This window comes from Chitinophaga rhizophila (assembly GCF_019492185.1).
GTDB classification, from domain to species: domain Bacteria; phylum Bacteroidota; class Bacteroidia; order Chitinophagales; family Chitinophagaceae; genus Chitinophaga; species Chitinophaga rhizophila.
In genome coordinates this window covers 98,441-119,000 of record NZ_JAICCF010000003.1, presented here as the reverse complement: position 1 = coordinate 119,000, position 20,560 = coordinate 98,441, and the positions used below count along the sequence as shown (strand labels likewise).

General features: G+C 44.7%; 20 protein-coding genes. 14 read left to right on the top strand and 6 right to left on the bottom strand.

The window, feature by feature from the left end; all coding sequences use genetic code 11:
- Nucleotides 1-39: 39 nt before the first annotated feature.
- Nucleotides 40-1,257, bottom strand: coding sequence for an IscS subfamily cysteine desulfurase (locus K1Y79_RS15060; RefSeq protein WP_220250998.1), 1,218 nt, complete (start codon nt 1,255-1,257; stop codon nt 40-42).
- Nucleotides 1,258-1,399: 142 nt separating this feature from the next.
- Between K1Y79_RS15060 and mce the strand changes: the two genes are divergently transcribed.
- On the top strand, nt 1,400-1,798 hold the full coding sequence (gene mce / locus K1Y79_RS15055; RefSeq protein ID WP_220250997.1) for a methylmalonyl-CoA epimerase: 399 nt from the start codon (nt 1,400-1,402) through the stop codon (nt 1,796-1,798).
- Nucleotides 1,799-2,493: 695 nt separating this feature from the next.
- Here the strand turns inward: mce and K1Y79_RS15050 are convergent.
- Nucleotides 2,494-3,774 (bottom strand): UDP-N-acetylmuramoyl-tripeptide--D-alanyl-D-alanine ligase, encoded by a 1,281-nt coding sequence (locus K1Y79_RS15050; protein WP_236059648.1) that lies wholly within the window; start codon nt 3,772-3,774, stop codon nt 2,494-2,496.
- 178 nt (nt 3,775-3,952) lie between these two features.
- Here K1Y79_RS15050 and K1Y79_RS15045 point away from each other — a divergent pair, with 178 nt between their 5' ends.
- The 6 genes from K1Y79_RS15045 to K1Y79_RS15020 all read left to right on the top strand — a co-directional run bounded on the left by K1Y79_RS15045 (nt 3,953) and on the right by K1Y79_RS15020 (nt 7,879).
- Nucleotides 3,953-4,330, top strand: a complete 378-nt coding sequence (locus K1Y79_RS15045; RefSeq protein ID WP_220250994.1) for a hypothetical protein — start codon at nt 3,953-3,955, stop codon at nt 4,328-4,330.
- 26 nt (nt 4,331-4,356) lie between these two features.
- Nucleotides 4,357-4,902, top strand: a complete 546-nt coding sequence (locus tag K1Y79_RS15040; protein ID WP_220250993.1) for a YceI family protein — start codon at nt 4,357-4,359, stop codon at nt 4,900-4,902.
- Between the two features lie 27 nt (nt 4,903-4,929).
- Nucleotides 4,930-5,853: a DUF5777 family beta-barrel protein gene (locus K1Y79_RS15035; RefSeq protein ID WP_220250992.1), complete on the top strand. Its 924-nt coding sequence runs from the start codon at nt 4,930-4,932 to the stop codon at nt 5,851-5,853.
- Nucleotides 5,854-5,972: 119 nt separating this feature from the next.
- Nucleotides 5,973-6,263, top strand: a complete 291-nt coding sequence (locus K1Y79_RS15030; protein ID WP_236059646.1) for a DUF4157 domain-containing protein — start codon at nt 5,973-5,975, stop codon at nt 6,261-6,263.
- A gap of 146 nt (nt 6,264-6,409) precedes the next feature.
- Nucleotides 6,410-6,796, top strand: a complete 387-nt coding sequence (gene apaG, locus K1Y79_RS15025) for a Co2+/Mg2+ efflux protein ApaG (protein WP_162332891.1) — start codon at nt 6,410-6,412, stop codon at nt 6,794-6,796.
- Between the two features lie 201 nt (nt 6,797-6,997).
- Nucleotides 6,998-7,879 carry an MBL fold metallo-hydrolase gene (locus K1Y79_RS15020; protein WP_220250989.1) on the top strand — a complete coding sequence of 294 codons (882 nt, stop codon included), beginning with the start codon at nt 6,998-7,000 and terminating at the stop codon, nt 7,877-7,879.
- 721 nt (nt 7,880-8,600) lie between these two features.
- Here K1Y79_RS15020 and gldB read toward each other — a convergent pair.
- Nucleotides 8,601-9,650: a gliding motility lipoprotein GldB gene (gene gldB / locus K1Y79_RS15015; RefSeq protein ID WP_220250988.1), complete on the bottom strand. Its 1,050-nt coding sequence runs from the start codon at nt 9,648-9,650 to the stop codon at nt 8,601-8,603.
- A gap of 68 nt (nt 9,651-9,718) precedes the next feature.
- Between gldB and K1Y79_RS15010 the strand changes: the two genes are divergently transcribed.
- From K1Y79_RS15010 to K1Y79_RS14985, 6 genes are all read left to right on the top strand, one after another.
- Complete coding sequence (locus K1Y79_RS15010) at nt 9,719-10,399, top strand: porin family protein (protein ID WP_220250987.1); 681 nt, start codon at nt 9,719-9,721, stop codon at nt 10,397-10,399.
- Between the two features lie 14 nt (nt 10,400-10,413).
- Nucleotides 10,414-12,078: an NAD+ synthase gene (locus K1Y79_RS15005; protein WP_220250986.1), complete on the top strand. Its 1,665-nt coding sequence runs from the start codon at nt 10,414-10,416 to the stop codon at nt 12,076-12,078.
- Between the two features lie 47 nt (nt 12,079-12,125).
- Nucleotides 12,126-13,400: a serine--tRNA ligase gene (gene serS / locus K1Y79_RS15000; protein ID WP_220250985.1), complete on the top strand. Its 1,275-nt coding sequence runs from the start codon at nt 12,126-12,128 to the stop codon at nt 13,398-13,400.
- A 71-nt stretch (nt 13,401-13,471) separates the two neighbouring features.
- Nucleotides 13,472-14,017 carry a GNAT family N-acetyltransferase gene (locus tag K1Y79_RS14995; RefSeq protein WP_220250984.1) on the top strand — a complete coding sequence of 182 codons (546 nt, stop codon included), beginning with the start codon at nt 13,472-13,474 and terminating at the stop codon, nt 14,015-14,017.
- Nucleotides 14,017-15,099, top strand: coding sequence for a HesA/MoeB/ThiF family protein (locus K1Y79_RS14990; RefSeq protein ID WP_236059643.1), 1,083 nt, complete (start codon nt 14,017-14,019; stop codon nt 15,097-15,099). The genes K1Y79_RS14995 and K1Y79_RS14990 overlap by 1 nt, the downstream gene beginning before the upstream one ends.
- Nucleotides 15,100-15,107: 8 nt before the next feature.
- Entirely contained in the window at nt 15,108-15,851 is a 744-nt protein-coding gene (locus tag K1Y79_RS14985) for a sulfite exporter TauE/SafE family protein (RefSeq protein WP_220250981.1), read from the top strand.
- Here K1Y79_RS14985 and K1Y79_RS14980 read toward each other — a convergent pair.
- The 3 genes from K1Y79_RS14980 to K1Y79_RS14970 form a co-directional block, all read right to left on the bottom strand.
- Nucleotides 15,810-16,970, bottom strand: a complete 1,161-nt coding sequence (locus K1Y79_RS14980; RefSeq protein WP_220250980.1) for a PepSY-associated TM helix domain-containing protein — start codon at nt 16,968-16,970, stop codon at nt 15,810-15,812. The genes K1Y79_RS14985 and K1Y79_RS14980 overlap by 42 nt on opposite strands.
- A gap of 2 nt (nt 16,971-16,972) precedes the next feature.
- On the bottom strand, nt 16,973-19,450 hold the full coding sequence (locus K1Y79_RS14975) for a TonB-dependent siderophore receptor (RefSeq protein ID WP_220250979.1): 2,478 nt from the start codon (nt 19,448-19,450) through the stop codon (nt 16,973-16,975).
- Nucleotides 19,451-19,886: 436 nt separating this feature from the next.
- Nucleotides 19,887-20,255 carry a DUF7009 family protein gene (locus K1Y79_RS14970; RefSeq protein WP_220250978.1) on the bottom strand — a complete coding sequence of 123 codons (369 nt, stop codon included), beginning with the start codon at nt 20,253-20,255 and terminating at the stop codon, nt 19,887-19,889.
- Between the two features lie 74 nt (nt 20,256-20,329).
- On the opposite strand from K1Y79_RS14970, the gene moaD reads away from it, so the two are divergent.
- A complete protein-coding gene (moaD, locus tag K1Y79_RS14965) occupies nt 20,330-20,560 on the top strand; it encodes a molybdopterin converting factor subunit 1 (RefSeq protein ID WP_220250976.1) in 231 nt (76 codons plus the stop codon).

The window sequence follows — 20,560 nt, the reverse complement described above, 5'->3', positions numbered from 1 at the left end:
TAAAAGATTTCAATAATTGTCCCCAATATGTTCACTGTATCAAAGACGGGACCACTCTATTGAGCCCATGTCTGCGCCTTCTTTAAACATCTCCCATAGTGGACTTATTTCCCTAAGTTTATTCACCGTATCAATAACGGTTTGAATCGCATAGTCGATCTCTTCTTCAGTTGTAAAGCGTCCCAGTGCAAATCGGATAGACGAATGGGCCATATCATCGCTGAGGCCCAGACCCTTCAATACGTAACTGGGTTCCGGAGAGGCTGAGGTACAGGCAGAACCGGATGATAGCGCAAGATTCTTGTTAAATCCCATCATCAGGGCTTCTCCTTCCACATAACGGAAGGAAATGTTAGTGGCATGCGGTAAACGGTTGGTTCTTGATCCGTTGACGGAAGTCTCTTCAAGCTGCAATAATGCATTTTCAAGTTTGTCACGTAGTACAGCAAGTCTCTTTCCTTCTGTTTCCATCTCTTGTTGACATATTTCGCAAGCTTTACCAAAAGCAACGATGCCAGGTACGTTTAATGTGCCCGAGCGCATCCCTCTCTCATGCCCGCCACCGTCCAGCTGGGCGGTGACTTTCACCCGAGGTGATTTACGGCGTACATAAAGAGCGCCTACTCCCTTTGGTCCATATAGCTTATGAGCGCTAAATGCTGCCAGATCAATACCATCATGGTTTACGTCCACAGGTACCTTGCCGGCAGCCTGGGAGATATCGCTCATCATCAGTACACCATGCTTTTTAGCTATAGCACTGATCTCTCTTATTGGATTGATGACACCTATTTCATTATTCGCATACATGATAGATACCAGTATGGTCTTTGCTGTAATGGCAGATTCAAGTTCTTTCAGATCAGGAAAGCCGTCACTGTTCACCTTCAGATAGGTGATATCCGCACCAAGCTTTTCCAGGTGCTTGCAGGTATCTAGTACAGCTTTATGCTCAATTTCTGTCGTAATAATGTGATTACCCTTGTCCGCATACATCTCAAATACACCTTTCATGGCAAGGTTATCAGCTTCTGTCGCCCCCGAAGTGAAAATGATTTCCTTCGGATCTGCGCCAATCAATGCAGCTACCTGCTCACGGGCAAGATCAACTGCAGCTTCAGCTGCCCATCCAAATGAATGGTTACGGCTGGATGCATTACCAAACGTCTCTGAAAAATAGGGAAGCATGGCTTCTACAACGCGCTGGTCACAGGGGGTAGTAGCATTATAGTCCAGGTAAACAGGCAACTTTAGCATATCTGTTAGTCTTTAGTTGTAAATGTCGATTCGTCCTATACAAATTTAATGCTTAATTGCTTTGCTTCCCTACCACGATCATTGTAAGTGATGATAAGCGCATAGACAACGTTTATTTGTACGAATAATGCTATATTGCTATATGCTCAAAATTGAACACATCGGTATAGCCGTCAAGTCATTGGAAACCTCAATACCCCTCTTTCAGAAGCTGCTGAACAGCGATTGCTACAAAAAAGAAACTGTGGAAAGCGAATCGGTACAGACCGCTTTTTTCCAAAAAGGAGAGACGAAAATCGAGCTGCTGGAAGCTACCAATCCCGACAGTACTATTGCGAAATTTGTGGACAAAAAGGGGGAGGGCATGCATCATATAGCATTTGAAGTATCAGATATCTACGCTGAGATGGAAAGGTTATCTCGAGAAGGGTTTACATTATTGCAGACTGAACCTAAAAAAGGAGCAGATAATAAGTTGGTTTGTTTCCTACATCCCAAAGGTACAAATGGCGTACTGGTGGAGCTTTGCCAGGAAATCTGACATTTTTTTCAAATAACGAAATCCAGAAGATTATAGTCTTCGTAGATATATTTCAGACACATGTAGACAGACACGTTAGGAGAAATATCAATCAGAATAACTATAGATTTTAAACAAATAGACGCACAAGTTGTTGGTATAGAGAGCGCGAAAGTGTTATCAAGTGTATTAGCAGCAATATGATATACCTTATATTATCTTATTAAACCAAAGCTTTACCCTGGACAATTGCCCTCAAAACTCAAAGATCAGTATGCCTCTTGAGCGAATAATTTGACGCCAATAGTCTCATATGCCTTATAAAAACTAAATCATCACTATAATAACAATCATTACACATACATATAATTTCAAAAAGACGTAACTGATAAAACTTCTTTATAAGATACTCTAAAGTTGGCATAGGTTATGAACACCTGCGGGCTTTCCAGCTTGCAGGTCTCTTTTTTTTTATAAAGTTGGTCAGCTTACATGGAAAGAATGAGTAGATAAAACGCCTTGTTTTCATACTTAGTATGTAAACCTTCCTCTTTATTTGCTCTTCTTAAGCTCATACCAGGTAGATAGACAACTTTCTTCTCTTTCTGATAATCGTCATATCTCTGATATGTGCATCTTATTAAGACAATCTTAAATAACAAGAGGCTCCATAAAGAAGCCCCTTACTATATTCCGATAATATTTTGTCTCAATTACTAGGCAATTACCTTCTCCATACCCATACTTCTCGAACCTTTAATCAGCAAGTGTGTATTTGTAAATTGCTGTTGCTTCAGCCATGCTGTTGCTGCAGCTGCATTTTCCAGATAGATGTATGGATGTGTTGTTTTTATAAAGTCGCCTCCTACCAGTACTACGGCATGCCAGTGAGTACGTTCCAACAGGTCTATCAAGGCTTGGTGTTCCTTGATACTATCTTCGCCCAACTCCATCATAGCGCCCAATAGTAATACCTTTTTCTCAGCAACGATGCCGGCAAAGTTTTCGACAGCGGCTTTCATACTCGACGGATTTGCATTATATGCATCCATGATGATTGTATTACTGTCCTGCCTGATTACCTGTGAACGGTTGTTCGAGGGCGTATATGCATCAATTGCCTGACGGATCTTATCTGCAGGTACTCCAAAATGCAATCCCACAGCAACCGCTGCCATCACATTAGGGAAATTGTACGCACCTACCAACTGACTATCAATCTGCCCGATTTCTTCGTGCGAAGTCACTTTAACACTCAGCAACGCGCTGTCTGCCAACGGCTGACCAGTATAATCTGCCGACCGTTGACCATAGGTAATAACAGTCTGGATACCTTTACTCATATCCAGTAAATAATCATATTCGTTACATACGAATACAGTCCCATTGGTACTTCGCAGAAAATCGTATAGTTCTCCCTTAGCCCGGCGCACACCTTCCGGACTTCCGAAGCCTTCCAGGTGGGCCTTACCTATATTAGTAATAATTCCGTGCGTAGGAAGGGCTACCTGGCAATAAGCGGCTATTTCACGTTCATGATTAGCTCCCATCTCTATCACTGCTATTTCTGCATCAGCAGGAATACGAAGTATTGTAAGCGGTACCCCTATGTGGTTGTTAAGATTGCCCGTTGTAGCTGTTGTTTTAAAAGCAGATGATAACACAGTGCTTACAAGTTCCTTCGTGGTTGTTTTACCGTTAGTGCCAGTAATAGCCAGGATTGGAATATTCATGCGCTGTCTGTGATAAAGTGCCAGCTGTTGCAGCGTCTCCAGCACATCATTGGTCAGCATCATTTTGTCCGGCTGCGTATAATACGCCTCCTCATCCACTACAGCAAACGCAGCCCCTTTCTCAAGCGCAGCTGCTGCGTAGGTATTCCCATTAAAGTTAGGGCCCTTCAGTGCGAAAAATATATCGCCTGCTTTGAGCTGCCTGGTATCTGTCTGGACAGAAGGGTATTGGCGGTAAATATCGTAAAGCTGATCAATGTTCATAAAAACAAAAATATTAAAATTAAGGACATAGTCCATAATAGCTTACTCAGCGTTTTTTTGTGCAAAACAGCTCTAGGTTATGGACTCTCAATTATAAAATATATTTTTGTTTTAAGCGTTAAAACAAATAACCATTCAGAGACCCGGCCGGCTAAACCCGCCCTTAAATCGAAGTGAAATGAAAAAACCTATGAGAGCCACGCTGCTACCCTTCGTGTTGCTGCTTTTTATGTACAGCTGTACTGCCGAACAGGCCCCCGCTCCCGAACCAGGTATTCCGCCTACTGCCTGCGATACCGCAGTCATTACGTCTACCTACATTATGACTACCATCTCAACAAGATGTACAAATGGTGCTTGTCATAAGGGAACAGGGAATTTTGTCGTATCAGATTTTTCCACACTGGAAAAACTGAAGACTTACCTGAATGCCAACGAAGCCCTGTTTCGCGAACGTGTAACCAGCGCAAACGCAGACATGCCTCCCCGTGGCAAGCTAAGCGAAGGTATGCGTGATTCTATTAACTGCTGGCTGAACCATGGAATGCCAGATTGATGAACCTTTCAAAACTACAGTTTACAATGAAACAAATGATTGCTCTGCTTGCAGGACTTTTTCTTGCACATGCCGGATTTGCACAGGACGTATTCATGTGTCGCAATACCGGGCTCTCCTTCTTCTCGGCAACGCCGGTAGAGGATATTGATGCAACATCAGACAAAGGCACGTCCGCTATTAACCTCAAAACGGGTGAAGTGTATTTCAAAGTCGCAGTAAATACCTTCAAATTCAAGAAGCAGCTCATGGAAGAGCATTTCAATGAAAACTACCTGGAAAGTGACAAATACCCGAACGCTATCTTTAAAGGCAAACTGGTATCTCCGCCTGACCTGCACAAGGACGGTACCTACGAAGTCACAGTAGATGGAACCTTGTCCCTGCACGGGGTAGATAAAAACTACCGTGAAAAGGCTACAATTGTTGTAAAGGACGGAAAACCTACCGCCAGTTCCAAGTTTAATGTGAAACTGGCCGATCATCGTATTAAGATACCTACTCTCGTAATTAAAAACATCGCGGAAGTGGTGGAAGTAACGGTGAAAGCCGCCTATACTGCCGCATCCTGATAAAACGCTAATAATCTGTCAGCTCCTATGAAACATATTTATCTGCTATTGCTGGGCTGTGGCCTGGGATTAAATGCCTTCGCTCAGGAAAGCCTGGAAGCACTGGTCGAGAAAGAAACTGTAAAGACGCACGAGCCAGTGATTGCTACCTATAAATCCACCCGTTTGATACAGGGCCATTCGCCTGAGACGCTTAAAAAACGTGAACTGGACTTCCGGGTAGCACACCACTTCGGCGATCTTGGCGGTGAGTTTGGTGGTCCGAAAACCTTCTTCGGACTAGATAACTCCGCTGATGTACGTATCGCCTTTGAGTATGGCGTTACAGATCGAATTATGGTCGGGATAGGCCGCACCAAAGGCTCAGGTAGCCTTACCCAGTTGTACGAAGGACTTGCCAAGTACAAAGTGCTGGCACAAACAACTGACGACCATATGCCGGTAACAGTAACACTCTTCGGTAATGCCGTTGTTAGCGGTATGACTTCCAGCACAACTGTTTCTGATGCCAGCTATTTCGGAAAATTTTCTGACCGCATGTCTTATACCGGCCAAGTGATCATTGCCCGCAAATTCAGCCGCAATGTGTCCCTGACCCTGTTGCCTACACTCGTGCACAGAAACAGGGTAGGTTATAAAGACCAGAACGACATCTTCGCATTAGGCGGCGGTGGCCGGGTAAAGTTCACCAAACGCCTCGGGCTCCTGCTGGAATACTATTACCCCTTCCGTAGCCAGGAAAGTAAAGATTACTTCAAATCCCAGGGCCGCGAATTGTACAATCCGCTGGCTGTCGGTGTTGAGTGGGAAACCGGCGGACATGTGTTCCACCTGAATTTTGGTAACTCTACAGCTATATTGGAAAACCAGTTCATTCCCGAAACCAGCTCTTCATGGCTGCAGGGACAATTCCGCTGGGGCTTTAATATCTCCCGTAGATTCTCATTGTAGCATTCAGAGATGACGAATTGTGTATGAACAATTTGAATGGTGGTTCTGCACAATTCGTCATTCCTAATTTGTACTTTTAAGTGATGAAACCTGTGACTTGTCACATAAAAGAACGATCTATGCTCGCCCGCCTGGCAGCCCGCTATATGGGCGGTAACCAAATCGCCATGGTAATAGGTAAGACCATCCACCTCCATGGAACCAGCCGGGAAGACTTTCTCAGGCATAAATGGTGGGTCAGGCACGAAATATGCCATGTAATGCAATACAGGGAACTGGGCTTCTTTCCCTTCCTCTGGCAATACATTTGGGAATGTATCAGAGTAGGTTACTATGCTAACCGATTTGAAGTAGAGGCAAGGGCGGCGGAAAGAGATGCAGCAATTATGGAAAGAGTTATCATTTTATAACGGATTTATTGTCAATAGGATATTTATTTTCAACACCAGCCTGGCCTACTTCTAAACGAAAAGTTAAAGTCTTTTCCAATGTATAATTTTTAGTACTACTGGATTTATTTTGCTTATTTTTACGTTAAACGAAACGGAGGTGTATTATGGTAAAGAAAGTAACAGACGGCATTACCATCAGTGTGGAGACATTCTATCAACCGGATTATTCCAATCCGATTGGCAGTGAATTCATGTTCGCCTACCGGATCACTATTGAGAATAATAATACCTTCCCAATAAAACTACTTCGCCGCCACTGGTATATCATTGACTCTAATGGCACCCACCGCGAAGTTGAAGGAGAGGGCGTAGTAGGTGTACAACCTCTGCTGGCCCCGTCTGAAAGCTATCAATACGTTTCAGGTTCCAATCTGCGTACCGAGATCGGTAAGATGTATGGTTCTTACCAGATGGAAAACCAATTGAATAAGAAACAATTTGAAGTTAAGATCCCTGAATTTCAGATGGTTGTTCCTTTTAAGCTTAACTAATTCTAAGCCGGCACAGGCTATATAACAGCGTGATAGTATAAATCTAACTGGTGTCCCTCGCGGATACCAACAGGTGCTGATCGTGTACTGTTTGCATTACTACAATTTCTCTGTCTTATAGCAGCAGAAACAGTGTAACACACATCACTCAACCACCTTCCTGTGCCCCAGCATTTTCACTATTATCCTGAAGAAAGATTAATGGAATTGACAATTACAGGCTACTCAACTGCCTTATTCTCTACATGGTACTTTGTAGAAGAACTGGGACTACTGCTGGATGCAGGCGATGGTATGATGTCTGCCCTTTTACAGAAAAGCAGGAAGATCAATCATGTGTTTATTTCACATGCAGACAGAGACCATTTGACTGGACTACTACAGTTCAATCAGCTTAATGCCAGAGACGGTTATCCTGTTATGCACTACCCCAAAGATTCCCGCTCCTTTCCATTTATGCAGGACTTCTTCGCCCGCTTCGATCCATATGCAATAGGGGCCGTGTGGCAACCGGTGACCGCAGGCGATGAAATTCGGATTAAGGATGATATTTTAGTTATACCGGTACGTAACGAACATGTGCCGGTACCTACCGAAATCACCCGTAGCCTTGGCTTTAAAGTATATCAGACAAAAAGAAAGCTGCGTCCTGAACTAACAGGACTCTCCGGTGAAGAAATACGTAAAATTGGCCTGGAGAAAGGAAAGGAAGCAACTACTATGGAAGTACGAGCGAATATATTGAGCTACTCTGGAGATACGCCGGTAGATGATCTGCATAAATGGGAAGACACTGAAATATTAATCCATGAAGCTACCTTTCTCGAAAGGGAAGAAGATATCAAGGTTTACGCTCATAAGAATAAGCACAGTCGCCTGGATGAAGTTATGGAAATGGTGAGCGGTAGCAATATTAAAACGCTGATATTAGGACATTTTTCTTCACGTTACAATGCCTCGCAGATCAATACTGCTATCATTGAACTATGTAATAGATACGCAATTAATATACCTGTATACAGCGTATTACCCGGAGAAACAGTAGTGAATATATTGAAGTCAAAACCAGTCAATTATTCCTGACATTCTTCTACGATAGTAAGTATACCTGAAATTGCCGAACAACTATTTTTATCTGAAAATAGTTGGATTATAAAAAAACCTCCTATCTTTGCTTCCATGAAAACAAATATATCATACAGTAATTCGTGGTCATGGTGTCCTGAAGATACCAATCGGATTACTATGTGATGTCAGATATACAAAGACATTAAGCCCGATTGGTTTTTCCAGTCGGGCTTTTTTATTTTCTGCTGGCTTCATCTAACGGTAAGATGGCGGCTTCCAACCCCGCTCATTAAGGTTCGAATCCTTAGGCCAGTGCAGCGTTTCGCAATATCAATGTGAACAGAAACTATATATATGCTGGTTTGATCTAATGGAAAGATAGTGGTCACCAAAACCATTCATTAAGGTTCGAGTCCTTAAACCAGCACAACATATCGTATAACTGTATGCGATATTTATTTTTAACATACACTGGCTTCATCTAATGGTAAGATGATAGTCTCCAAAACTATTCATTAAGGTTCGAGTCCTTAAGCCAGTGCTCTGTTGCCGATACAATATTTTACTATTGTATAACAACATTTGCGCATTGCTAATTGTCTCTTTGTAATAGCTCTTTGATTTATATTCCTGATGCAAATAGCATTGTCTGATACATGTATGCCCCTTGAAAAAGGTAATAAAAAAAGGTGCTTCTCTTGTGAGAGAAACACCTGTATAATTTGTATCACTTTGCTTATTTAGGCCGGTATCTGGACTGTGAGAAGATCTTCATTGCATCTTTCTCTTCCATCAATTGCTGTAATGTCAAATCGGGATTGCGTTCCATGTAAGCCTGGACAATCTTCCAGCCTACAAAAGGACCAATTCTGCCAGGCGCATTTTCAGGCATACCCTGTGTAGACGGGCCATCATTCATATAATGCATGTTGCTCTGCCAGTCAGCTTTGTACAGCAGATTCTGTTGTACGAAGTACTGCCATACCAGTTCTTCGTTATCATCACACCATTCCATCTGAGCTTTGGTGTAACCTAGTCGGATGCTGTCTGCCGTTTCAGGAAGTACTTGCTCCAGGAAATATTGCTGTTTGCCAGCTTTTACCAGCTGTATAACCAGCTGCTCTCCTGCATCTGCTCCCGGATAGGCCTGTTGTACCAGCGCCTGCACACAGTTAGTAGTGATATATTCCGGAGAAAATTTCCTGATCATGTACATCGGATAGTCGGGTAGCATGCTATAAACAGGAAAATCTTTTCCCAGGTACATATCCAGTCCGATACCCAGAATAGAGTCAACGGTTACTGCGCCGTAATTACTGATAACAGAACTAAAAGCAACTACCTTCTGAGGTATTTTGAAGGATGGGATGTAGTATTTGATATACCGGAAGCTCTGTGCCAGCTCGGTTTCAAGGCTGGTCAGTTTAGGAAAATGCGCATTAATTGAATCCTGTAATAAGCGATAGTCAGCATTGGTAACCAGCATCCGCGTTTGCAACTGGATCATCTTACTGCTGTCTGCATACGGACCGAAGTTCATAACATGCTCAATATAAACAGGTAGAAACGTCGGATAAGCCTTGTCTAACTGCTGTAATGCAGGCTGTATATTGTTTGTATCCAGCTTAAATAAGGCCTGGTCAAAGCGATCAATCTGAACATTCACAGGAATATGACTTACATCTGGCACGTTTTTGTGCTTACAGGCAGAGATACAGGAGGTAAGGAAGAGCACGGATAGTATCAACTGACCCTTACCTGCTAATTTATTAATGTACTTTCGCATACTTACAATCTAACTTAGAGACAGGTAAAAATATTATATAGCTTGTATTAAAAAAAAGATAAAATTATATGAGGAAGATAATTTTGATGGTATTTCTGCTTGGTACAATCGCCGCAGCGAAGGCCCAGACCCGTATGATCGGTGAAAATAGAGTACGCCTGGGTTTTAAACTGGATCCTACATTTTTCTGGTTACAACCCCAGGAATCTGGCGTAGAGCGTAATGCCTCCCGCTTTGGCGTCAGTTTTGGCCTCATGGCAGACTTCCTCCTGGATGAATCCGGACGTTATGCCATCGCTTCGGGTGTACAGGTATCTACCGCTGGCAGCACCCTTAAATATGAAGCGGGCAAAGGACTTGAAGATTACAGAGAGGTCCCTACAGAATACAAGCTTAAGACCACTTACATAGAGATTCCATTTGCCATAAAACTGAAAACAGACACTGATTACGGTACAGCCTTCTGGGGACAGTTTGGTACGTATCTTGGATTCCCAGTCCGTGGTCGCGCAGATGTGGCCAGCCTGAGCGTAAATCAGGACAAGGTAAATGTACTGCGCAACCTCACACCTATCAATATCGGACTTCAGGTTGGCGCCGGTATAGAATACCCCCTGGGTGACAGACTTAGCGGGTTGGTAGGACTGACTTACAGGAACGGCTTCATAGACGCTACCCGTAACGGAAAATGGAATGATGGTAAAGTAAATATGAATAGTTTTGCGCTCAACCTGGGACTATTCTTCTAAAAAGACATTTGTAGATGAAAATTATACTTGCTCAACAGAATTATCACATCGGTAACTTCGAACTGAACACACAGAAGATTCTGGATGCTATTACAGCTGCCGAAGCACAAGGTGCAGACCTGGTAGTATTCACAGAGCTATGTGTGTGTGGCTATCCTCCCAGGGACTTTCTGGAATTTGATGACTTCATCCAGCAATCTTATGCGGCTATTGATAAGATAAAGGCACATACCAGTAATATTGCAGTACTGGTAGGCGCTCCTTGCCGTAATACGCAGCCAGAGGGTAAAGACCTGTTTAACGCTGCCTGGTTCCTCCACGAAGGTGAGGTGAAGCAGATTATTCACAAAACCTTACTGCCTACCTACGACGTCTTTGATGAATACCGTTACTTTGAACCGGCTTACGCCTGGAATGTAGTTCCTTTCAAAGGAAAGAAACTGGCGGTAACCATCTGTGAAGATATCTGGAACCTTGGCGACAATCCACTCTACAGAATCTGTCCAATGGACCAACTTATGGAACAGCAACCAGATGTAATGATTAATCTGTCTGCTTCTCCATTTGACTATAATCATGCCCAGAACCGCCAGAAGATCATCCGGGAAAATGTTAAGAAGTACGGCATACCAATGTACTATTGCAATGCTGTCGGTTCTCAGACGGAAATCGTCTTTGACGGAGGATCTGTGATCTTTGATGCACAAGGTAACATCGCAAAAGAATTGTCTTACTTTGAAGAAGCACTCGAAGGCTATGACCTGGAAGTGCTGTTACAGTCAAAAGCTCCTGCACCGGCAGTTACCTACAACAACGTTGACGCGCTGCAGCCTGAATATAACATTGACCGCATTTACCAGGCAATAGTCATGGGTATTAAAGACTATTTCCAGAAGATGGGCTTCACTAAAGCTATACTTGGCTCTTCTGGTGGTATAGACAGTGCAGTAACGCTGGCGTTAGCTGTAGAAGCTTTAGGTAAGGAGAATGTGAGAGCGATACTCATGCCTTCCCCCTATTCTACGGAACACTCTGTTGATGACGCGGTAGCCTTGTCCGAAAACCTGGACAATCCCTACGATATCATCCGCATCAATGATATTTACGAATCATTCCTGCAAACCCTTCAGCCTCATTTTGAAGGCAGACCTTTCAACGTGGCCGAAGAAAACACGCAATCCCGTATACGCGGTAATCTTTTGATGGGATTATCCAACAAATTCGGGTATATCCTGCTGAATACCTCCAATAAAAGCGAGTTATCCACCGGATATGGCACTTTATACGGAGATATGGCAGGCGGCCTCGCCGTACTGGGAGATGTGTATAAAATGCAGGTGTACGCCCTGGCAAGGTATATCAACCGCGATAAAGAAATTATCCCGGCTAATATCATCGACAAAGCTCCTTCTGCGGAGCTGCGGCCTAACCAGAAAGACAGCGACAGCCTGCCTGATTATACAGTGCTGGATAGCATCCTGTATCAGTACATTGAACGCCGTCAGGGGCCTAAAGAGATCATTGCCCAGGGTTTTGATCCTGCACTGGTGGCCCGTACCCTCAAACTGGTGAATACCAATGAGTACAAACGGAACCAGTTCTGCCCTATTATACGCGTGTCGTCAAAAGCATTTGGTGTTGGAAGAAGAGTGCCTATTGTAGGAAAATACCTCTCCTGATTCCTCATTGATTATCCTATTTTTGCTGAAATTTAATAAACCGTATAATGTTACAAGTTCCGTTCATTCGTCAAAACAAAGCCGAGGTACTGGAAAGGCTGACTCTGAAGAATTTCAGAGAGCTGACACTGGTAGACCAGGTGCTGGAGCTGGACGACAAGCGCAAGAAATTAACCCTTGAGTATGATGAGACACAGGCTAAGGTAAACTCGACCTCCAAAGAGATCGGTAAACTGATGGCCCAGGGGCAGAAAGAAGAAGCGGAATCCCGTAAATCGGAAGTAGCATCACTAAAAGAAAGACTGCAGCCTATCAACGAAGAACTGATAGCTACAGAAAAACTTTTGCACGATACATTGGTAAAACTGCCTAACCTCCCTTCTCCGTTGGTACCTCCGGGTAAAACGCCTGAGGAGAATGTGGAAGTCCGGAAAGGTGGCGACATCCCTGCCCTGCACGAAGGAGCCGTACCTCACTGGGACCTGGCAAAAAAATATGACCTGATCGACTTTGAACTGGGTAACAAGATTACCGGTGCAGGCTTTCCTGTATACAAAAACCGTGGCGCACGTTTACAACGCGCTATGATCCAGTACTTCTTGAACTACAATACCCAACATGGTTATACCGAGTTCCAGGTGCCTCACCTGGTAAACAGCGATTCCGGTTACGGTACCGGCCAATTGCCGGATAAGGAAGGACAGATGTACTTCGTAGGAGAAGATGAGTTATACCTCATCCCAACTGCTGAAGTACCGCTGACAAACATCTTCAGAGATGAGATACTGAAAGATAGCGAGCTGCCGGTGAAACTGACAGGTTATACGCCTTGTTTCCGCCGCGAAGCAGGTTCTTACGGTAAAGATGTCCGCGGATTGAACCGCCTGCATCAGTTTGACAAAGTAGAGATTGTACAGGTAGTACATCCTAACAAATCCTACGAGGTGCTGGATGAAATGGTGGCTCACGTGGAAGAACTGCTCAAATCTCTCGAACTGCCTTACCGTATTCTGCGCCTGTGTGGTGGTGATATGGGTTTTGCGTCTGCGCTGACCTACGATTTTGAAGTATATAGCACTGCTCAGCAGAAATGGCTGGAAGTAAGCTCCGTATCTAACTTTGAAACCTTCCAGGCTAACCGCGCCAAGATCCGTTTCAAAGACGGCGGTGGTAAACCCCAGCTGGTACATACCCTGAATGGTAGCTCCCTGGCATTGCCTCGTATCCTGGCCTGCCTGCTGGAAAATAACCAGACTCCTGATGGTATCCATATCCCGAAGGTTTTACAGCCTTATTTCGGTGCGGATAAGATCGCCCTTTAAAGAGGTAATATTTAAAATAATATAAAAGCGTTGCATACATGCAGCGCTTTTTTTGTGCTTACATTTGTAACATGCAGCACTTTCTCCCCAATGGCCAGACCCTGTTGGTCCGCCCCGCAACCCTGGAAGATGCCTACGCACTATTGGCATTATACCAGCAATTAACCCAAGAGACCAATTTCCTGCTGATGACAAAACAGGAAGCAGCATCACTTACCGTAGCCGACGAAACAGCGTTTCTGCGCTCCTTCTGTGATAAACCACAGCATCTTTTTCTGCTGGCCGTCGTGGAAGGTGAACTGGTAGGTACGGTATCAATCAGACAATCAGGGTTTAAAAAGGAAAAACACCTGGGGCAGCTCGGGATAGCCGTGTCGCACGCATACTGGAATATGGGTATCGGCCGCCGGCTGATGACGGCGGCCTTACGCTGGGCAGAAGAACACGAAGAGCTGGAAATCATTCATTTCAATGTGTTTGCCAATAATGAAAGAGCTATCCAGTTGTATCGTAACTTTGGTTTTATGGAGTATGGCCGTTTTCAGGAAGCTTTCAGGCAGCCTGACGGCTCTTACGGTGATTCAATATTTATGTCTAAAAGGATAAAGAACGGATGATGCAACGATATGACAGACACCTGAAACTGGATGGTTTCGGTCCCGCAAAACAACAGATACTGAATAATGCCGCTGTACTTATTATAGGTGCCGGCGGATTAGGTGTGCCGGTAATGCAATACCTGACTGCAATGGGTGTAGGTAAGATAGGTATAGTAGAACATGACGATATTTCGCTGACGAACCTGCAAAGACAGGTACTCTATCATACACAGGAAGTTGGCCAATCCAAGTTGCGTACCGCCGTACAGCGCTTGCAACAGCTTAATCCTGAAGTGCAGTTTTCTGCTTACGATACCTGGATCATGCCTGACAATTCACTCGACATTATCGCGCCATACGATGTAGTGGTCGATTGCACCGATAACTTCGGCACCCGCTACCTCGTCAATGACGCCTGTGTTATTCTGAACAAGCCCTTCGTCTATGGCGCTATCCATAAATATGAAGGACAGGTAAGCGTCTTTAACTATAAGGGTAGTGCAACTTACCGCTGCCTGTTTCCGGAACAGCCAGATCCCGGTACTATGCTTAATTGTAGTGATATTGGTGTACTTGGTATCTTACCGGGTATCATAGGCTCTTATCAGGCAAATGAAACTGTCAAGATCCTCACGGGTATCGGCGAGCCGCTGAGCAATCAGCTGCTGACAATAGACACGCTCTATAACATTCACCACACCTTCCAGATAAAGCCTGTCCCAGGTAATCATGACATCACTTCTTTACAGGAAACCTACGACCAGCCCTGCGATACCGGCGGCGTAAGAAGCCTTTCTGTACATCAGCTACAACAGTGGCTGGACACCGAAAAGCCACTGCAACTGATTGATGTAAGAGAGCCGGATGAATGGGAAATATGCCGTATCCCACAAGCGATGCATATTCCTATGAGAATGGTCGCTGGTGTAATGCCCCAGCTGAAAAAAGACATGCCGGTAGCCTTGCTGTGTCATCATGGGATGCGTAGCCTGATGATTGCCCAGCAGCTGGACGCTGCAGGTTTCCCGTTAGTATACAATGTGGAAGGTGGTATCCATGCGTGGGCTGCCGAGATTGACTTGGAAATGAACACTTACTAAACTGAATCATGTCTGTTGAACTTTGTTTGCTGTTTTTTACAGTAGCGCTATTATATGCCTCCGCAGGTTTTGGCGGAGGATCCAGCTACCTTGCCCTAATGACGCTTTGGAATGTGGATTTCCAGCTAATGAAATCAACGGCATTAGTATGTAACGTCGTAGTGGTAGCGGGAAGCGTATACCATTTCTACCGCGCCGGACAACTACCCATGAAACGCGCTTTCCAGCTTAGCCTGATCAGTATACCCTTTGCATTCTTCGGTAGTTACCTGCCGCTGAAGCAACATACCTTTTTCCTGTTACTAGGTATTGCATTGACAATTGCGGCAGTATTGATGTGCTACAAGCTGTTTATCGAAAAGCAGTATACGCCCAACCCGGATGCGCAGATGACTTACAAATATGGCATTATCGGCGGCGCTATCGGGCTGTTATCAGGTATGACGGGTATTGGTGGAGGAATATATCTTTCTCCGGTATTGAGGCTGGGACGGTTTGATACTGCCAAGAAAATTGCAGGTATCTGCGCATTATTTATACTGGTAAATTCTATCGGCGGACTATTAGGACAGGCCGCCAAAGGTGAGATCATCTTTGATCTTCACTTTGCCGGCCCGCTCCTGTTATCTGTTATATTAGGCGGTCAGATAGGTGCGCGTTTAAGTGCTGCTGTTCTGAAGCCGCGTATGGTCGAAGGTGCCACTGCGCTCTTAATACTGTACGCTGGGGTTAGGATGCTTATCCAGGGGTAGCTTTTTCTTTGCTTTCGCCACCGGCTTCTTTTTCTTTCTGCCTATCCATATCAGAAATCCTGAGATAGGCAGTGTGAACCCTACCAGGGTAGCAATGAATGCCAGGATCTTCGTAGGAAAGCCATAAAAACTGCCGGTATGGATCGGGTATATCCATCTCCTGGCAATAGTACCTGCACTTTCGTTATCATACAACCTTTCTTTTACCAATTTGCCGGTTCCGGCCTGGAAATAAAGGAAGTCACTCACATTGTCATGCCTGCTCCTGTTCTCTTTTGCAGCAGAAACAGCCAGGCTATCGACTTCTGCAAACCGGATCGTGATCTTTCCTTCGTAAGTTAACCGCTCATTGGTCGTACTGAGGATCTTTTCCAGGTAGGCAATTCCCGTGTTTTCTACCGGGATGCTTTCAGGAGCAACGATCTTCTGTTGTTTGGTATTACCATCGAATGCCAGGTAAATGAGGTTATTCACCCACTTATAACTCCAAACCAGTCCGGTCAGCGCTATGACCAGTAAGATGATATGGGTATAAAATCCGAATACCGCGTGGAGGTCCCAGTTAAGACGCTTAAATGAAGCGTCCCATTTCACACGGAAACGCTGTTTACGGTTGTTTCTCTTCGGCCACCATAATATCAGTCCGGTAATCACCAGGATGGCGAAAATGGAGCAGGAAATGCCCGTAATGACCTTGCCGGTTTCTCCCATACACAGATATCTGTGCAGGTGCAGTACTACAGAAAAAAAACGCTTATTACCTGGCTGAGAACCAATGATCTTACCTGTATAAGGGTTGACTGCCAGATACAGCTGATTTTTCAGCTCCTTTACCTTTCCTTTCCGGAGCACGTATATGATACTCCGATCCGCTTCCGGCTCTATGGCCATCTGGAATATTTTGTGTCCCGGATATTCCTGTTGTACGTAGGCTGTAATGTTGTCTAACGATACCCTGGACGCATTTTCCGGCACTTCTACATAAAAAAAAGAAGACCGGAACGTATGTTCCAGTTCTTCTTCAAATACCAGTAAGGCACCGGTCCCTGCTACTACCAGGACTACCAGGCCGGAAATGATTCCCAGCCAGAGATGTAACCAGCCGAATATTTTTTTCATAATCAGAATGTATAAGCGATTGTTGCCTGCCAGTTTCTTGGTGCACCAGGGAAGAGACGAATGTAATCATATCCGCCTGCCCAGTATGTCTTGTTCGTTACGTTGTTAAAGTTTACCTGTAACTGTACTTTGTTCACTTTATAGTACAGTGCCGCATTGACCAGTACATAGCCGGGTAATGTCTGCGTTGCATTCAGCGATACGTTTCTATCTGTAACGAAGTTAGCCCCTGCGCCCATTCCCAGACCCTTCAGCGGACCCACAGGAAGTGTATATTTTGTCCATACGTTACCCTGATGTTTAGGGGCATTAGGCTTCTGGCGATTCAGGAAGAGGGAATCTGTTTTACCGCCATTAGTGATCTTAGCATCATTGAATGCATACGTCACAACGATATCCCAGTCTTCCGTAATACGGCCGGTGATGTCCAGTTCAATACCTTGTGACACCTCTTCACCTATCTGTATCATCTTGTCAGGATTACCCTGCTCGTTGGCCTGATACAATGTGTTTTTCTGATTGATGCGATATACTGCCGCTGTAGCTGTCAGATTACCATTAAGCCACTCTGACTTTACTCCCGCCTCTACCAGTTTGCTCGTGATAGGATCGAATGGTCCGCCGGCAAGCGGGTTAGTCTGCACTGCTGCGTCCTGCGGATTATATCCGGATGTATAAATACCATACACATTAACATTTGGCAGTACGCTATACACAACTCCCAGTCTCGGCATGAAAGCATGCTGCGTCACCTTCGTCACACTATCAGTTTTATAAAAAGGCCTGTCTGTATAACTATCAAACCGACCGCCGAGTAATAACTGCAGATTACCTATTTTAATCTGATCCTGCAGGTATACGCCGCTGATAGTGCTGAATGAAGGCATCACTGCGGAGTTCTGTAGTGCATACACATATTTTGCAGGATCTTCCAGTCTGTTATCATTTCTGTTGATATCGAAGGAACTGACGTTTGGCTTAGGAATGCTCATCCTCGTGCCATCTGCTGCTGTATAGGTGTAAAATACGTAGTCAGCCGCTCTCGCCGGATTGTAAGGCGCTACGCCTCCGGACTTCAGCTGGTAATTGCTGGCCGTAAGCTGAGAAGCGCCAACAGGCAGTTTAGATGATGCATAGTCATATCCCAATACCAGTTTGTGCGACATTTTACCTGTTTCCACATTGTACGTCAGGTAAGCCGAGGCATTATCACTGGAAGGACTTTTCTTCCTTAAAAACGACTGACGTGCTACCAGGTTAGGTACAGCCTTGCCTGCTGAATCTACAGCATAAGCATTCGCACTGCGGTGCTCCAGGAGATCTTCTGTATAACCGGTGCGCAGATAGGCCAGGTTGAATGCCAGGCGGCTGGAAAACTGATGATTTACAGAAGCGGTGACTGTGTAAGTTTCTTCATTCAGATAGTCGTTAGTGGCACTGAGTGAACGGGAAATAGGTGTTGAATAAAGATCACCTCCTGCCAGAATTGACTGTCCGCGATCCAGGCGACTGTTGGATTTATTATACACCGCGTCAAAGTTTATACGTGTTTTCTCTGTTGGCAGGAAAGACACAGATGGCGCAATCACCAGGTTTTTGTCAAATTGAAGATCCCGGAATGACTGTGTATTCTCATATCCTATGTTCAGGCGATATAAAATCGTTTTCTGGTCATTCAGCGGACCGGTAAAGTCGGCCAGCGTACGGACGTTGTTAAAGCTACCCATTGTAAAGCTGAGTGACTTGCGGTCTACAGCCAGCGGTTTCTTGGTTACCCTGTTAATAGCGCCGCCCGGAGAGGCGTTGCCAAACAGTGCCGATGCCGGTCCCTTAATCACTTCTACCCTTTCCAGATAGTTGACCATTGGTTGCTTCCAGAAGCCCGTGAAGGTGCGCAACCCATTCAGTAACTGTGTGGTACTGCCGCCATTGATACGGAATCCGCGGATAGTAATATCATCATAGAAAGTGAACTGGTTAACGCCGCTGAAGTTCTTTACCACGTCACCCATTCTTACAGATGCCTGATCCTGCATAAGTTCTTTGGTAACATACGAGATAGATTGTGGTACATCAATCAGTGGCGTAGCTGTCTTAGTTCCGATAAATGATGCGGTGTTTTTATACCCGGTTTCTGTTCTGCCTGTAATCTCTACTGTCTGTAGCTCTGACGTCGCAGGTACCAGCGTCACATCCAGTTTGTTACCCTTTACTTTCTGCTGCACGGTTTCAAAGCCGGTATAGGTGAAGCGGATAGTATGTTCACTGAAAGCGGATACATTATTAAAAACATAGTGACCGTTTTCGTCGGTGAAAGCGGTCTGAGATCGATCGAGCAATACACTTACCTTGGATAATGGTACATTGTTCACATCTCTTACAGTACCTTCTATGGTGATACTGGTTTGTGCGTTGGCAGTCAAACATAGAAGCAAATACAGGAGGATGAAGATTGGTTGATTTCTTAAATAGCCGAACATTGAACTGACGAATTTTCTGCAAAGAAAGATCAGTTAAGCCCGGTGATGTAATCGAAAGAGGAAATTCATTTACTGAAAGCGGAAAAATCCTTCAGCCATCATGGGTTTGCGTCAGTGTGGTGTCAAATTCTGCAGATGCGGCATTCCTCTTTTAGTAGGGAGTATCTGCCGTTACTTTGTCAGCAACAACTGAAATTCATTATATTAAGGAGTGTCTGCTATCCTGACAGGGCGCTGGCGTATCTCCCATCCTGGCCCATTCCCGGTAGCCGTTGTTGGGGTAACTAACGCTGTTACTACCTGTATGCTGCCATCTTCATCCCGTGCTAGGCGCTGGCATGCTTCCCGTCCTGGTCTGTTCCCGCTAGCCATTATCTTAATAAATAGCAGCTTCCCTGCAAGTAGCAGCCCTTATTTCTCATCTATAACTGCGTGATCAGCAGCTTTGTGCAGGATTATCAAACGCATTGCTGTCGTCTTCATCGCGCTCGGTCAGGCATTTGAAATCCTTTTCTACCAGTATATGAACGGCGGAACCATCGGCATTCGGAATTTCTGCTGAAAAGCCTACGAGATCTGTATCAATCCATTCTGTCACTTGCTCCTTCGGGAATGACAGGTGTATGGCCGACCCTTCCAGTTTTATAAAGGGCTCCGTAGCACCATTTTTAGCCTTAATACAGAAGTGTAGCTCCCCAGCGCCGATTAGCGTACTCTCCTCTATTTTTCCTTCATTCCTGAGTATATCTATGTCTTTTTTGTCGAGCCGGTAACGGATGCTGTTGCCCCTGATTCTTATTTTCATTTGTCAGTTATTTAGTATAACACCCCTTAAATTACTACAATATTGTAGCTTTATACAAATTTCATGATTGGGATATGCGCATTTTATTATTCGGCATAGCAAAAGATATAGCAGGTGCGCCTGTTATTACAGCAGAAGGAATCACTACAGTAGCAGCACTCAAAGCCTGGTTATATACCAGATACCCGTCTCTGGAACAGTTACGTTCTTTAATGATTGCGGTAAATAAAGTATATGCAAATGATGACGATCCTTTGCAGCCGGGTGATGAAATTGCAGTGATTCCTCCGGTAAGTGGTGGATGA